General features: G+C 43.8%; 9 protein-coding genes. 1 reads left to right on the top strand and 8 read right to left on the bottom strand.

Annotated features, from left to right (window positions below):
* Nucleotides 1-363: 363 nt before the first annotated feature.
* On the bottom strand, nt 364-1,344 hold the full coding sequence (locus tag AB3N00_RS02100) for an alpha/beta fold hydrolase (RefSeq protein WP_413033077.1): 981 nt from the start codon (nt 1,342-1,344) through the stop codon (nt 364-366).
* Between the two features lie 569 nt (nt 1,345-1,913).
* On the opposite strand from AB3N00_RS02100, the gene AB3N00_RS02095 reads away from it, so the two are divergent.
* Nucleotides 1,914-3,677 (top strand): methyl-accepting chemotaxis protein, encoded by a 1,764-nt coding sequence (locus AB3N00_RS02095; RefSeq protein WP_413033076.1) that lies wholly within the window; start codon nt 1,914-1,916, stop codon nt 3,675-3,677.
* 277 nt (nt 3,678-3,954) lie between these two features.
* On the opposite strand, the gene AB3N00_RS02090 is transcribed toward AB3N00_RS02095, so the two are convergent.
* From AB3N00_RS02090 to AB3N00_RS02060, 7 genes are all read right to left on the bottom strand, one after another.
* Entirely contained in the window at nt 3,955-5,649 is a 1,695-nt protein-coding gene (locus tag AB3N00_RS02090; protein WP_413033075.1) for a glycoside hydrolase family 13 protein, read from the bottom strand.
* A gap of 75 nt (nt 5,650-5,724) precedes the next feature.
* The gene (locus tag AB3N00_RS02085) at nt 5,725-7,353 is read right to left on the bottom strand and encodes a glycoside hydrolase family 13 protein (protein WP_413033074.1); all 1,629 of its coding nucleotides are present in this window, start codon (nt 7,351-7,353) and stop codon (nt 5,725-5,727) included.
* Nucleotides 7,354-7,416: 63 nt separating this feature from the next.
* Nucleotides 7,417-8,310 carry a carbohydrate ABC transporter permease gene (locus tag AB3N00_RS02080; protein ID WP_413033073.1) on the bottom strand — a complete coding sequence of 298 codons (894 nt, stop codon included), beginning with the start codon at nt 8,308-8,310 and terminating at the stop codon, nt 7,417-7,419.
* A 13-nt stretch (nt 8,311-8,323) separates the two neighbouring features.
* Entirely contained in the window at nt 8,324-9,238 is a 915-nt protein-coding gene (locus AB3N00_RS02075) for an ABC transporter permease (protein ID WP_413033072.1), read from the bottom strand.
* A gap of 61 nt (nt 9,239-9,299) precedes the next feature.
* The gene (locus tag AB3N00_RS02070) at nt 9,300-11,036 is read right to left on the bottom strand and encodes a sugar ABC transporter substrate-binding protein (protein WP_413033071.1); all 1,737 of its coding nucleotides are present in this window, start codon (nt 11,034-11,036) and stop codon (nt 9,300-9,302) included.
* Between the two features lie 305 nt (nt 11,037-11,341).
* Entirely contained in the window at nt 11,342-12,793 is a 1,452-nt protein-coding gene (locus tag AB3N00_RS02065) for a response regulator transcription factor (protein ID WP_413033070.1), read from the bottom strand.
* Complete coding sequence (locus tag AB3N00_RS02060; RefSeq protein ID WP_413033069.1) at nt 12,790-14,502, bottom strand: histidine kinase; 1,713 nt, start codon at nt 14,500-14,502, stop codon at nt 12,790-12,792. Before AB3N00_RS02060 ends, AB3N00_RS02065 begins: the two co-directional genes overlap by 4 nt.
* Nucleotides 14,503-14,605: the final 103 nt, after the last annotated feature.

Raw genomic sequence — 14,605 nt, 5'->3', positions numbered from 1 at the left:
AGCATATACCTTAGGGCAGACCTAAGGTCAAGTCACGAAAGTAAAACATAGAACTAGAAATCCACGTTGGGCAGCACTACATTTTGATTAAAGGGATATTGTCCCCTTTACTCTTAACACTTTTGCTGTTGCTATTTCCTACTATTAGCTACGTAAGTAAACCTCTTTAGTTATCCTTGATCAGGACAATGTCTTATCGATAAAACCAAAAAAAGCCGCTATTTTAGCGACTCTCATTGGGTTCATGTTCTTGTCAATTCATCTTGCCAAGATTCGAATATATCCCATAAATACCGGGCTGCTCCATGAATCGTCTAATAACGAAGGACGACACAGGCTTACCATCATAGCAATATAACTTTACTATTGATCTTCAATATCTTTCATGAATCTCAGGACAACTTCGCTCATCTCCTTGTATTTAGTCCAATGAAGGTAATGATGACCTTTTAAAGGGAAGATTGTACTCGAAGGATGTTCGGTAAGCTGAGTTTGTAAGAAAGAAGAATGAGATTTCCCGTCCTCACTCACCCTGCCATCGTCTCTTGTAAAAAACAATACGGGCATATCTGATGGAAACGACATCTGAGCAGTTTTTCTCACATTATCATCCAGTTCACTTGCCTCTTGAACAATATTTTTGTTGTAACTGTTCCATGCCGTCATGGCTTTGGTCATTGCTAAATTCTCGTCCGAGTAAGCACCTTCACTCGCAAGAGGAAGATAATCACTACCATCCAAAGTTACAGCGAGTCTAGCTAACCCGCTGGGCTCCGCATATTTCATATAATCCGGGATGGACGGAGGGGATTCATTAAAATAAGCAAGGGCAGCTGGCAGCGTCGCGTCTATTCCAACAACTGCCTTAACCTCTTCAGGATACTCATGAGCATAATACATGGTATAAATTCCGGAAGCAGAATGCGGCATTAATACATATGGCCCTTTGATATTTAGTTGCTTCAAAGCACTTCTTAGTTCCTCAACGATGTGCTCTACCGTTCTTTTCCTATCCGTCTTATCACTCCAGCCATATCCGAATGGCTCTAGGACGACAACTCTGTTATGTTTGGACATTTCATTGATTAAAGGCTCAAAATCCAGCACAGGTGAGGCTGTTCCCAGACCGCTAAATAATACAATGGTATTGGGTCCGTTACCTTTTGTGTAAACATGCATCCGTTGATTCTCAATTTGTACATACTGCCCTATAGCCGGGTACTTATGCTGCTCTACCAGCTTCATGACATGATGAAAACCAATCCAGATGAGTACAGCGGACAACATGACGAGAAGCATTCTCTTGAAGATGGTCAGAATCTTATTTTTCTTTTTAACAATCACGTAGTAGTTCGCTCCCTTCCATTCTTTTTATGGTAAAACCCCCTCAATATAGAGCAGCTTTGCCATGTTAAGTCTTTCAAATGTCTGCTGTTTTAATCTTCTATTTGTGTATTTGATTATTACCTTGGGAACGATCATAAGCCTCCAGGGTTAAGGCGAAGTATGGAGCAAGTTTAAGTTTAGTTTAAAGTTCTCATTTCTTGTTGTACCATGAACACTTTTGTCCTCGATTTTGATCAGAGTCAAATGTTGGAGGGCTATTTTACACACGTTCTATTTCCCCCTGAAGACGAGGCAGGTTTGAAAAAAAGCTTCCTCCCATTTATAAACTTTGATATAGGTATAAAGTCAGCCGCAGCAAGGATTTTACTATAAAGTTAAGACTTAGGATCGCGGATTGTACTAATAACATCCACAACCAAAAAGTCCGCCACAGACATCGAAACGAGGCTTCATTTTACGCGATAAATGTACGATATATTATGTACAGACTTTTATTTTAAATTTTAAATTTTAACTATTAAAATTATGGGAGCTGTAATTTTTTGATGTATTGAGGGGGAAATGCAGTGAAAACAAAGATGGCATCTATACTAAAAATGAGATCTTTAAGAACAAAGTTAGTCACTCTATGCTTGACTATACTAATCGTGCCTACGATTGTGATCGGGTTCACTTCGTATACGGTCTCGAAAAATGAAATGAATGAATCGGGCAAGGCTGCACTCGAAAATAGTGTGCGGATGGTCATTGGCATGATTAATCTCCTCAATGAGCAAGTGGAGAATGGAGATTTAACATTGGAGCAAGCACAGGAGAAACTCCGTGTCGAACTGCTTGGTGAAAAAAACGCCGATAATAAGCGGCCAGTAAAAAGTGAATATACTGTAGGGGAAACGGGATATCCATGGGCAGTTGGTAAGGATGCTCAATCCGTGATGAATCCCTCGAATGAAGGTCAGGATTTGACAGATGTCGTAACGGAAGATGGCGTATATTTGGGGAAAGAGATCGTTAACGTTGGATCAGCTGGAGGTGGATTTGTCACCTACAAGTGGGCTTTACCCGATACAGGTGAAGTAGAAACGAAAGTTTCATATGTCGAAATGGACCCACATTGGGGATGGATCATCGGTTCGGGCGCATACCTAAGTGAGTTCAACAGTGGTGCCACACAAGTCCTTTATCTTGTTCTGATTGTTATGGCAGTTGCGGTTGTTCTCGGATCGATTATCGTCAGCATTGTTTCGGGTCGATTAACGAACCCTATCATAAAGATCGCAAAGCGACTAAAGTCAGTTGCGGAAGGTGATCTGACCGTTGATGAGGTTAAAATGAAGTCCAAGGATGAGATTGGTGAGCTGGCTAAGGATTTTAATGAGATGATTAAAAATATGAGATATCTTATTAGCCAAGTCGATCTCTCCACCAAGCAGGTTGCTTCATCCTCTAAAGAATTGACCCTTGGAGCAGAGCACACCAGTCAAGCAACTGAGAATATTACCATGTCGATTCAAGAATCCGCAGCCGGTGCACAAGAGCAGCAAATGATGCTGCAAAGGACAACCAACTCACTCGAGGAAATATCGATTGGTATTCAGCGAATAGCGGAAAGCTCATCAACCATTGCCGATTCTTCTGTTGATGCGATGGAATTAGCGAACATCGGTGGTACTGCCGTAGAACACACGGCGAAGCAAATGAACCTGATTAACCATTCGGTTAATGAAACGGATGTTGTCATGAGGATGCTGGATGAACGCAGTCAGCAGATCGGTACAATGTTACATGCCATTACGGATATCGCAAAACAGACTAATCTTCTTGCTTTAAATGCTTCCATTGAGGCTGCCCGTGCAGGCGAAGAAGGCCGCGGTTTCTCCGTAGTTGCTGCTGAAGTGAGAAAACTCGCTGAACAGTCGAATCAATCATCGGGGCAGATTTCCACATTGATTCAAGATATGCGTACAGATATAGAACAATCTCTTAAAACGTTGGAACGAGTTAAACAGGACGTCGACTCAGGCATACAGATTGCTAATGAGACGGAACAACAGTTTAACAAAATTGTGGGGGCCACAAACTTTATCGCGCAGCAAACGGAAGAACTCGCCAGTGTTACACAGCAGATCACTGCAAGTGTTCAGGAAATAACAGCGGGCCAAGAGCAGGTCACGAATCTGGCGCTTCAAGCTGCTGACAACTCACAAAATATAGCTGCATCTTCAGAAGAACAACTGGCTTCAATGAAGCAAATTACGAGCCTGGCCACAACCTTGTCGGGTATGTCACAGAAATTAGAGAATCTGACGGAAAAATTCAAATACGAATGATGAGGTTTCACAATATGCCTTCTTTTCTGAGAGTATAACTCTCAGTGAGAAGGTTTTTTTATTGTCTCCTAAGTCATACTAACTGTCCGGTGACACAGGTGAAGATGCATCGCTTTCCTTCTATGCTTCGGAGTACTGTTTAAACTTCGGACCCTTAACCGCATGAATAAAAAATGCCCCTCAGAATTTCCTCGGATAAACCAGGGGTTTATTCCAATGTCGATTCTAAGGGGTGTGCTTCTCTTTCCGTCACAAATTAGAGAAGGAACTTTGGGGTTCATTCCATACCGGAGAATTCTCCGTCTTCGACTTTATCGCTTAAACCAATGATTGTTTCGAATGGCCGTAACCTCATTGGCAGCTTGCCATTCTCGTAGTTGGTAAGCCAGATCTCTGAGAAGTTAAGGCCAAGCTCTTCTTCACCCAGCTCCACGATTTGTCCAGTAAGATTGATTAATACCAACACCTGTTGGTCTGCCAGTGTACGTGTATATGCGAACACACTAGGATGATCCGGCATAAGAAGCTCATAGATACCATAAGTCAACGTATCGTGTTCTTTTCGCAGCTGAATCATTTGTTTATAAAAGTGCAGGATGGAATGTGGTTCCTGAAGTTGTTTCTCTACATTAATATTGACGTAATTGTCATTCACCTTTAACCATGGAGTACCTGTGGTAAATCCGGCTTGTTTTTCCGAAGACCACTGCATTGGCGTTCTGGAATTATCGCGGCTCGAAGCCCAAATGATGTTCATGATCTCCTCATGCGACATCCCCTCTTCACGTTTGATCCGATATAAATTCCGATCAGCTACGTCGTTATAATCCTCTATGGAAGGGTAAGCCACATTCGTCATACCTATTTCTTGCCCCTGATAAATGAAAGGGGTGCCTTGCATGAAAAAGTACATGGCTCCAAGAGCTGTAGCGCTTTCGTACCAATACTCCGCATCATTTCCCCAGGATGAAACTTTGCGGGGCTGATCATGATTTTCAATAAACAAAGCATTCCAACCGATGCCTTCCAGCGATTTTTGCCACTTGGTCAATACGTTTTTCAATTTGGGAACATCAAGTTGCCTGTCTGTGCTGTTTTTCCAGAGGTCAAGGTGTTCGAATTGGAAGACCATATTAAATTTGCCTCTGACTTCACAAATCCAATCATACAGATCTTCTTGGTCCTCTACCTTTACTCCATTTGCTTCCCCAACTGTCACGACGTCATATTTGGATAATGTGTTCTCTTTCATTTCTTGCAGATATCGCTGAATTCCTTTGACATTCATATGCTTTTCAAAAGAAGAGATGTATTTGACCCCTTCTTTAATTGGCATATCCAATAGGCCCTCTTCTTTGTGAATATGGCTGATGGCATCGACACGGAACCCATCAATCCCTTTATCCAGCCACCAATTCATCATTTCATAAATGGCTTTCCGAACTTCTTCATTGGCCCAATTCAAGTCCGGTTGTTTTTTGGAGAACAGATGAAGATAGTACTGTCCGGAGACTTCATCATATTCCCAAGCAGAACCGCCAAAGATGCTTTCCCAGTTATTCGGTTCTTCACCGTTCTTCCCATCTCTCCAGATGTACCAATCTCGTTTAGGATTATCCAGCGAAGATCTGGATTCAATAAACCACGGGTGTTCATCACTTGTATGATTGATCACCAAATCCATGATGAGTTTCATGCCGCGGTGATGCACTTCATTCAGTAATTGATCAAAGTCCGCCATTGTGCCGAATTCATCCATAATGGAACAGTAATCGCTGATGTCATAACCATTATCATCATTAGGTGATTTATACATCGGGCAGATCCATATCAGATCAATACCGAGATCCTGGATATAATCCAGCTTTGAAATGATCCCCTTAATGTCGCCAATCCCATCCCCGTTGGAATCCATGAAGCTTCTCGGATAGATTTGATAAGCTACTGCTTCTTTCCACCATACTCTTTTCATTTGATGCAATCCTTCTTTCTCAACCACGATATAAACTGCACGAATCAATCACACTTTATTTATAGTATTATGTTTCTAAGCCATGATAAGGTACATTCTTGCTTCGTATGGACGCAATTCGTTCTCTGATAGATTACCTGCATAATTGGAAATCAACAGCTGATTCGTCTCTGCCAATTGTTCCTGAAGCGGGAGTTCAGTCGTATATCCTTTGAAATTGCATACGACAACAATTTTTGTACCATTCAACGTTCGGGTATAAGCAAACACGTCTTGATTCTCTGGAAAGATCAGCTCATAATCGCCATATACGATGACTTCATGATCTTTTCGTAATTGAATTAACTTCCGATAATAATGGAATATGGATTCAGGGTTATTCAAACTTTGCTCGGCATGGATATCCGTATAATTCGGATTCACCTTAATCCAAGGTTCCCCTCGTGTAAAACCAGCGTTATCGGAAGCATCCCACTGCATAGGTGTTCTCGCGTTATCGCGTCCCTTGGCGTAGATCGACTCCATAATGCTGCTTTCAGGGTGTCCTTTTCCCATTCTTTCCTTATAGAAATTGAGCAATTCAATATCACGATAATCTTCAATCGCATATTGGACATTCGTCATGCCTAATTCCTCACCCTGATAAATGTATGGCGTCCCTTGCATACCATGAAGAAGAGTGGCCAACATTTTAGCCGATTCGATCCTGAATTCTCCGTCATTTCCCCAACGTGAAACGATTCGTGGCAAATCGTGGTTGTTCCAGAACAAACTGTTCCAGGCGTCGCCCTTGAGCTCCGTCTGCCATTTGGACAGCACTTTTTTTAATGCCATTACATCTAATGGCTTAAGCTCCCACTTTCCTTTCCCTTCTTGTTCATCCAAGCCGATATGTTCAAATTGAAATACCATTGAAAATTCGCTGCCGTCCGGGTTGCTGTACAGTTTGGCAATTTCCGGAGTGGCGCCCCATGTTTCTCCAACGGTTAGCAGGTCTTCCGCTTTTTGAAATGTCTCCTGGCTCAGTTCCCTGATATATTTATGCAGATTCGGCCCGTTTCCCGTAATCTTCATATCGGGTTCTTTGCCGATTAAGTCGATCACGTCAAGTCGAAAACCACCAACACCCTTGTCGATCCACCAATTAATCATGTTGTATATCTCCTGCCGGACTTTGGGGTTTTCCCAGTTGAGATCCGGCTGTTTTACGGAAAATAGATGCAAATAATATTGCCCGATCTCAGGCACCCACTCCCAAGCTGAACCCCCGAATGTGGAACCCAAGTCGTTCGGAGGCGTTCCTTCCACGCCATCTCTCCAGACATAATAGTCATGGTACGGATTGTCTTTGCCTTTCTTGGCTTCCTGAAACCAAGGGTGTTCATCCGACGTATGGTTCAACACCAAATCCATAATGATCCGAATGTCTCGTTTCCCGGCTTCATGAATTAACGTTTCCATATCTTCCAAAGTCCCAAACATCGGATCGATGTCCTGATAATCTGAAATATCATACCCAAAATCATCTTGAGGGGACTTGCAAACGGGTGATAACCAGATCGCACCGATGCCGAGTTCCTGCAAATAATCCAATCGGGACACAATGCCCTTCAAATCGCCGATTCCATCTCCGTTACTATCTTGAAAGCTCCTTGGATATATTTGATAGACAACGGTTTCTTTCCACCATTTTTTATTTTCCATATTCCATTCAACCTCTCTATCACAAGAAAAGTAGTTTTATTTTCATCATCTCAAAACATCTCGTTACTCTTTGACCGACCCTACGACGATGCCTGTCACAAAGTATTTTTGCAGCAGCGGATAAATCAGCAATAGCGGGATGACCGCGACTACGATTTTGGCTGCATTCAGGTTTTTGTTCGAAATTTCAGTCAGGTTGCTGAGCTCGCTGGAATTCGTGCCGGCTTGAAGCAAATCGGCAATATTCACATTAAGGGACTGAATATAGGTCATTAGCGGATAATTGCTGACTTTGGTCATATAGATCAAACCGCTGAAAAAGTCATTCCATGTACCTACAATACTGAATAAAGCGACTGTCGCCAGCGCAGGAATGGACACGGGAACATACACTTTGAACAAGACTTGGAGCGGATTCGCCCCATCAATGAATGCTGCTTCTTCAAGCGCTTTGGGTACAGCCGAGAAGAAGTTCATCACGAGGATGACACTGAATATCGGGACAGCGCCTGGCAGAACAAGTGCCCAAATCGTATTCAGCATGTCCAGGTTTTTGATCAGCAGGTAACTCGGAATCATGCCTCCACTGAACAACATGGCAAAAATCATGATATTCATATAAATGTTTCTGCCTTTAAATTCCCTTTTCGATTTGGATAACGGATAAGCCATCAAAATAATCAGAATCATGTTAAGCACAAGAGTAAGCGCGACACGTAGTACGGATATGCCAAAGGAACGCCAGAACTGTGCATCATCGATAATTTTGGTATACGCTGCTGTTGTAAAATTGACCGGAACGAGTCCTACGGCATTCGCGGATACCGCCTCGCTGCTGCTGAATGAAATGGCAACGATATTCCATAACGGAAGAAGGCAGACCAACGCCAGCATAATGACGATGGCATAGATGACAAACCGGCCAATTCGATCTTTGAAGTTTGCAGAATAGGACACAGATTTGGCCTCCTTAGAATATTTTTCGGTCCGTATATTTTTTGGCGAGCTGGTTGGCAGACAAGAGCAAAATAATGCCGATTACGGACTTGAACAAGCCAACAGCCGTACCGAAGCTGTACTGTCGCCCAACGAGACCGATCCGGTAGACATAAGTATCCAGAATATCACCCGACTCATAGACAACCGGGTTATACAGATTATAGATTTGATCGAAACCGGCACTCAAAATATTGGTCAAGCTCATTACACCCATGAGCAGAATAATAGGCAGCATACCCGGTAACGTAATATGCCATACTTTTCTCCACCAGCTGGCTCCATCCATTCCAGCCGCTTCATATAGTCCGGGATCAATCGACGTAATCGCAGCCAAATAGACAATGGAACTGTAACCAAATTCCTTCCACACGTCTGTACCTATAATCAGTGGTTGGAACCAGGTGTTGCTACCTAGGAAATTAATATTTTCCAGGCCAAAGAACGCCAACATTTGATTCACAATTCCGTCCAAACTGAACATGTTGACAACGACGGATGCCAGTACTACCCAGGATAGAAAGTGCGGCAGATAAACAATCGTCTGCACGGATTTTTTAACGTATTTGATACGTATTTCATTCAACAAAACGGAAAAAATGATCGCCATCATCGTTCCGAGCAGAATCTTGCCAATGGCAATCACCAACGTATTGCTGACGACCTGTGCGATATCCGGCAGCTTAAACATATAAATAAAATGCTTCAGCCCTACAAATTCGGAGCCGAACATGCCCTTGGCCGGTATATAGTCCTGAAACGCCGTAATGACGCCGACCATCGGAATATAGCTGAATACTAGCAAAAACAAAATGCCCGGCAGCATCATCATATGATACATGGCACCTGTACCGAGCCGGCCTCTTGCTTTCAATTTCTCCTGTTTCATGGATGAGCCCCTTTCCTGAAGAAAGGCTGCTTACCGCAGCCCTCCAACTGTTCATGGATGTCTATTGTTTCGATGCGATTTCGTCTTCAATTTCCTGAATGACTTGATCGCCGCCTTGTTTTTTCCAGTTGCTGACGAATGTATCGAAGTAATCGAGCGGTTCGGAACCCGTCACGATTTTGATGAACGATTCCTGCTCGAGCTTCGTCAGATTGGCCCACGTCTGCTTCATGCTTGGTGTAGTTCCAGAGAAAGCAGGTGTCATCCAAACGAATTTGTTTTCCTTTGTCAGTTTGTCGATCAGTCCAACTCCGTTGATCCGCGAATGATATTTTGACCAAGCAGTCACGTCATCCGTATCCATGTCGCTCAAATAGGTTTTGATGCTTCCAATATTGTTCTTCGATTCGGTTGTGCGAACCTCATCCAGGCCAATCTCTCCTTTAATGCCGCGAACGACGTCGGAGTAATCATCCAGCAGCGATGTAGCCGAGTTGACTTCGATATTAAAAGGTCTTGTAGAACCGTCTACCCCGGTCTCCTGATACTTGGCAGCTTCCGGCATGGTTGTTGCGACATCTTTATCATTGGCCAGTTTATCGTAGAACAGGTTTACAATCTTAACGGCCAGTTCAGGGTGTTCATAACCCTTTCTCACCACAATAAACTGATTTGATGGATTGGCATGCGCCACGTTGACCTTACCGTCTGCATCCTCCAGCGTATAAGCCGAGAATTTCGCATTTTTATCCATCTGCTTCGCGCTGATCAATCCCCAGTCAGGGATATGCCACGGTCCAAAAGCAATACCGCTTTGGCCATTAGCGTAGAGTGCGGTAATATCATCAAACGTGCGGGTACCAAATTGCGGGTCAATGATGCCGTTCTTGTACCAATCCGCCATAATGCCCAGCATTTGCTTCGTTTCTTCTGTCGTGGAACCATACACGATTTTGCCGTCTTCACCATTCATCCAATATTGCGGGAACGCTCCCTCGGTTGAGGCAACACCCAGCATGGTATAAGCAGAACCATTATAATCTGTTGTATTCATCGTGTTCACAAATGGAATACCTACCGGGTTCCCGGATTGGCCAGGATCTCTTTTTAGGAATTCCAGCGCTGTTTTCTCCACTTCGTCCAGCGAGATGGCACCGTCTCCGTCTGCATCCAGTTGAATCCCCAGCAGATCCAGCCAATCTTGACGGACCCAAACCATCGTTGGTGCGGAATCCAGGGAAGTCGCTGGAAGGCCCATCAAACGTCCATCGATCGTCGCATTGTCTAATGCACGGCCATCATAGGAATCGTAAATCTGCTTGATGTTATCCGTGGCATATTGATCGTAAATGGCCGTCAGATCCTCAATCAGGTCATTATCAACCAATTCTTTCAGTTCATCTTTGGAATCAACGCGCATCATGTCAGGCAATTCCCCGGATGCGATGGCGAGCGAAACCTGACGGCTATAATCTTCGCCATTGGCTTCAAATTGATCTGTAATCTTAGCGTTAAACGTGTCTTTGACCAGCCGGGTATACGCGTTATTCTCATAGGTATCTCCAGCCGGCAGTTTCGGGTTAGCTGTAGTCACCCGACCCATGGTTACCGTGATTTCGTCTTTATAAGCACTGAACGGATCACCAGGCGTTACTTCATATTTGCCTGCTTCCTCTGCAGTAGGAGGGTTGGAAGAGCCTCCACATGCCGCGAGGGTTGAAACCATTAAGGCAGACATCGACAGCACGGCCAGACGTTTCGTCAACACTTTGCTTTTCATGGACCATTTTGTTCTCATCTAATTCGATTCCCCTTTATTCTGATGTTCAATATTTGTTTGCGCTTTCATTATAAAATGGAGTGAAGACCACTCGAGATAGGGATTGCACGTCCGTTTGGATAGAGAAATGGTTACAGTTTTCAACCGGTATTCTAAAGCATTGGTTAGCTTGTGAGCATTTACCCTACCTACTGACCTACATTCGTCTATCTATCCTTATTCTCGATTGAAAAAAAGCCGGCAGCTCCGAAAACAGGAAACTGTCGGCCTTCATTTATCAAATCATTTACAGGACAGCCTACAACGGTCATTATGGAATGCGGTTACTTGCCCCTTTGAATGGATGTTCGGTCACTGGCAAGATGTTCGCTATTAACTCCTTTGCCTAGCTGCCGATACTCGCTTGGCAGAAGACCTGTCATTTCGCGAAAAATCCGGCTGAAATATTTTTCATCCGTATAACCCACTCGCTCTGCAATCCAGAAAATCGTGTGGTTCGTATTGAGCAAATACTCTTTGGACTTCTCTACCCGGATGAATCGGGAGTACTCATTAAAGGTTTTCCCCATCAGATCTTTGAAACATTGACTGAAATAGCTTCGGCTGATGTTGAGTTGTTGGGAGAGGCCTGAAGCTGTATACGCCTGCTCCAAATCATGCTGCATGATCATCACCGCTTTTTTTACGGCATCGATGATTTCCTGTGAATACGCAGTCTGTTCATCGGCCTTTCGAATGCCTGCAGCAGTTTGTTTGATCCATTTTTCAACCTCGTACCAGGACTCAAAAGAATGGATCATGGAGATTCTTCCAAGCGTAGTTCGGGCAAAAAGGTGGTTCCACTCCATAACGATCGAGTACAGCAATCCCATCAACTGATCTTTACGTAATCGCAATGATTTGAACTGTTCAATGAGTTGGTTGTAGTAACTGTCATGGTGGGTCCATGGGGTTTGGAACCAACTCTGCTTAATCCGGTCAATGTCCTCGTCCTGCGGTTCTTTTGAAAATGTGTCTTCCTGATTCATTGAAACGGCAATGACTTGGGCATTGGGGTTGTACGCATAGAATAAAGACGTCTCTGTATAATTCATAATCCAGTTTTTGATTTGCGACCACGTTCGCTCTTGTACATCTGACAAAACCAACAACGTACTTTGGGGGACTTGATCCAGGGATTCCTTCAATTGATGAAACAGTTGATCCTCTTCGTTTTGGGGTGCTGCCCACATCCAGCTATTTCGCTCAACCTCCCATCGGATCTGGCCTCCATGTGCAGTTAGCTCCATTGGCGAATTATGCTCTGATTTGCGATCCTGTGAAACAAGTGCATACACATTTCGATAATGGACATTGATTTCATTCTGAGAGGGTATCTTTCGGTTCGTGTTCGTCAACCCGTCAATTCGAGTATGTATCCGATGCAGAACATGTTCGAATTGCTCTTTCTCCAGTTGGACTTTGGCTATATAGTCGATGGCTCCCAGCCTGAGCGCCTCCTGGATATAATCGAAATCCTGATGCAGTGTTAACACAACGATATGAAGTTTAGGATAGAGCTGCCTCGTAGCTCGCATCAGTTCAATCCCTGACATTACTGGCATCGCAAGATCCGTCAACATCAGATCGACCGGTTGGGATTTCAGGAAATCCAGTGCTTTCGCCCCGTTGCTTGCTTCTCCCACAACTTCCATGTTGAACTCGTTCCATGGCATCGCAGAGCTAATGCCTTTGCGTACCAGCTTATCGTCATCCACAATCAATACCTTAATCATGCCGAGATATCTTCTCCTTTAATAGGCAATATGAGCAGTATGCTTGTTCCTTTTCCCAACTCACTCTCGATCATCAGTTGTGCTTGATCCCCGTACTGTGCCTTCAACATGCGGTGAACGTAATTGAGTCCGATGCCCATCCCTACTTTTTGTTGTTCAGCTACACGATTGTTCAGCAGTTTATGAATGGCTTCCTTCGTCATACCTGCACCATTATCCTGTATCATAATGTTCAACGTTTCAGTGCAAGTAACTTCAATTTGAATAAAACCTTCATCACTCAATCCATGATAAAGCGAATTTTCAACCAGCGGTTGCAGAATAAAGCGGGGCACAGGAATTTGAAGCACTTGTTCATCTGTAGTAATCCGGACGTCAAATTCAAAGTCATATCGAATTTGCTGCAAAATCAGATACTGCCTTAACGCATCAATTTCCTCTTCCATCGTGGATACTTGACCTAATTTGCCCAAATTGTAATAGAGCAGCTTGTTCAATGACTGCACCAGCTTGTCGATCTCCCCTTGTCCATTCATCACGGCCAGCCAGTGCACCGTATCCAGCGTATTCATCAGAAAGTGCGGGTTGATCTGATAGAGCAGTTTTTCCACTTCCAGGTCTGCACGAATCTTCTCTTTCTGCTGCACTTCCTTGAAGAGGTCGCCGATTTGATGCTGCATATTCGAAAATTCACCGAGCAGAAAATCAAATTCGGGAATCTGAGTGCGAGCCCGGCTCCCGGTCGTTTGTGGATTCTTGGACATCCCATTGATTTCTGAGTGGAACAGGCCGAGTGGTTTGTAGACCATCTTCCACAGGAGCCAAGCAAGAAATACGGTAAAGCCGAGGAAAAATAAAGCGACCAGTAATATTTGAAGCAGCCACTGATTTTTCTCCTGTTGATATTGAGCCTGCGATATGACCGATACGACACTCCATTTCTGTGAGGAATCCTCCTTAAACCAGTGATACCCGCGGGATATTCCGTCCTTGGCATGATCCGCCGTTAAGCCACTGAAATTCTCTCCTACCTTCATGGCTTCCGGTATTTCACTGTACACAATGTTTCCTTTACCATCCAGAATCAGATGAGATAAAGCTCCATTGTATTGATTGTAGCCCAAGATATCCTGGGTAAGGCGAAAGCCCGATTCTACGTAAATATACACATCGTCTCTTTCGGGCAGTTGTACTTTTCGCATAGCAGACAGAACAAGTTGGTCATCAAACCGGTTCATGCTGATATGGGGACCATAATACTTAATGCCATACGTTTGGAAGAGCATCGGCAAAGACTCAGGAGAAAAATGATCCTTAATCGGAAAGTTGCCGAACTGCGTAGTGCCTTCTTTCTGGAAATAATACAAGGTCAACCCGATATTCGGATTGGTAAACGTGACTACGCTTAACTCACTCTTTAATTCGTCCCTGGCCTCGATCAATTCGAAGATATCGGAGGACGGATTCAAGAATTCATCCAGTCTTTTGCCTACAGTACCACCGTAAGACAATTGCTGCGTAACATGATTCAGATTGGTGATGGAATTCTCCAATGAGGATGTCACCTGCTGCAAATTGCTGCGGATGCCATCATCGATTTTATTTGCGAAAATGGAGTCAATGGTATAGTAAGAAATCGCAAATATGCTGATAAAGGGGATAAAAGCACTGAGAAAGAACAATAAAAAGATTCTTTTTTTAAGTGTCATTCTGACCTGTTCTCCTTCTAAAAATGAAACAGCAAGCCTCCTGGTTATGGAAGCTTGCTGTGAATATACATCCAGCCTATACCGATTATCGTTATCCCCATAG

The organism is Paenibacillus xylanilyticus (genome assembly GCF_047246825.1).
GTDB classification, from domain to species: domain Bacteria; phylum Bacillota; class Bacilli; order Paenibacillales; family Paenibacillaceae; genus Paenibacillus; species Paenibacillus xylanilyticus_B.
Note: the sequence above shows the minus strand (reverse complement) of the source record. Positions and strands in the feature narration are given on the sequence as shown.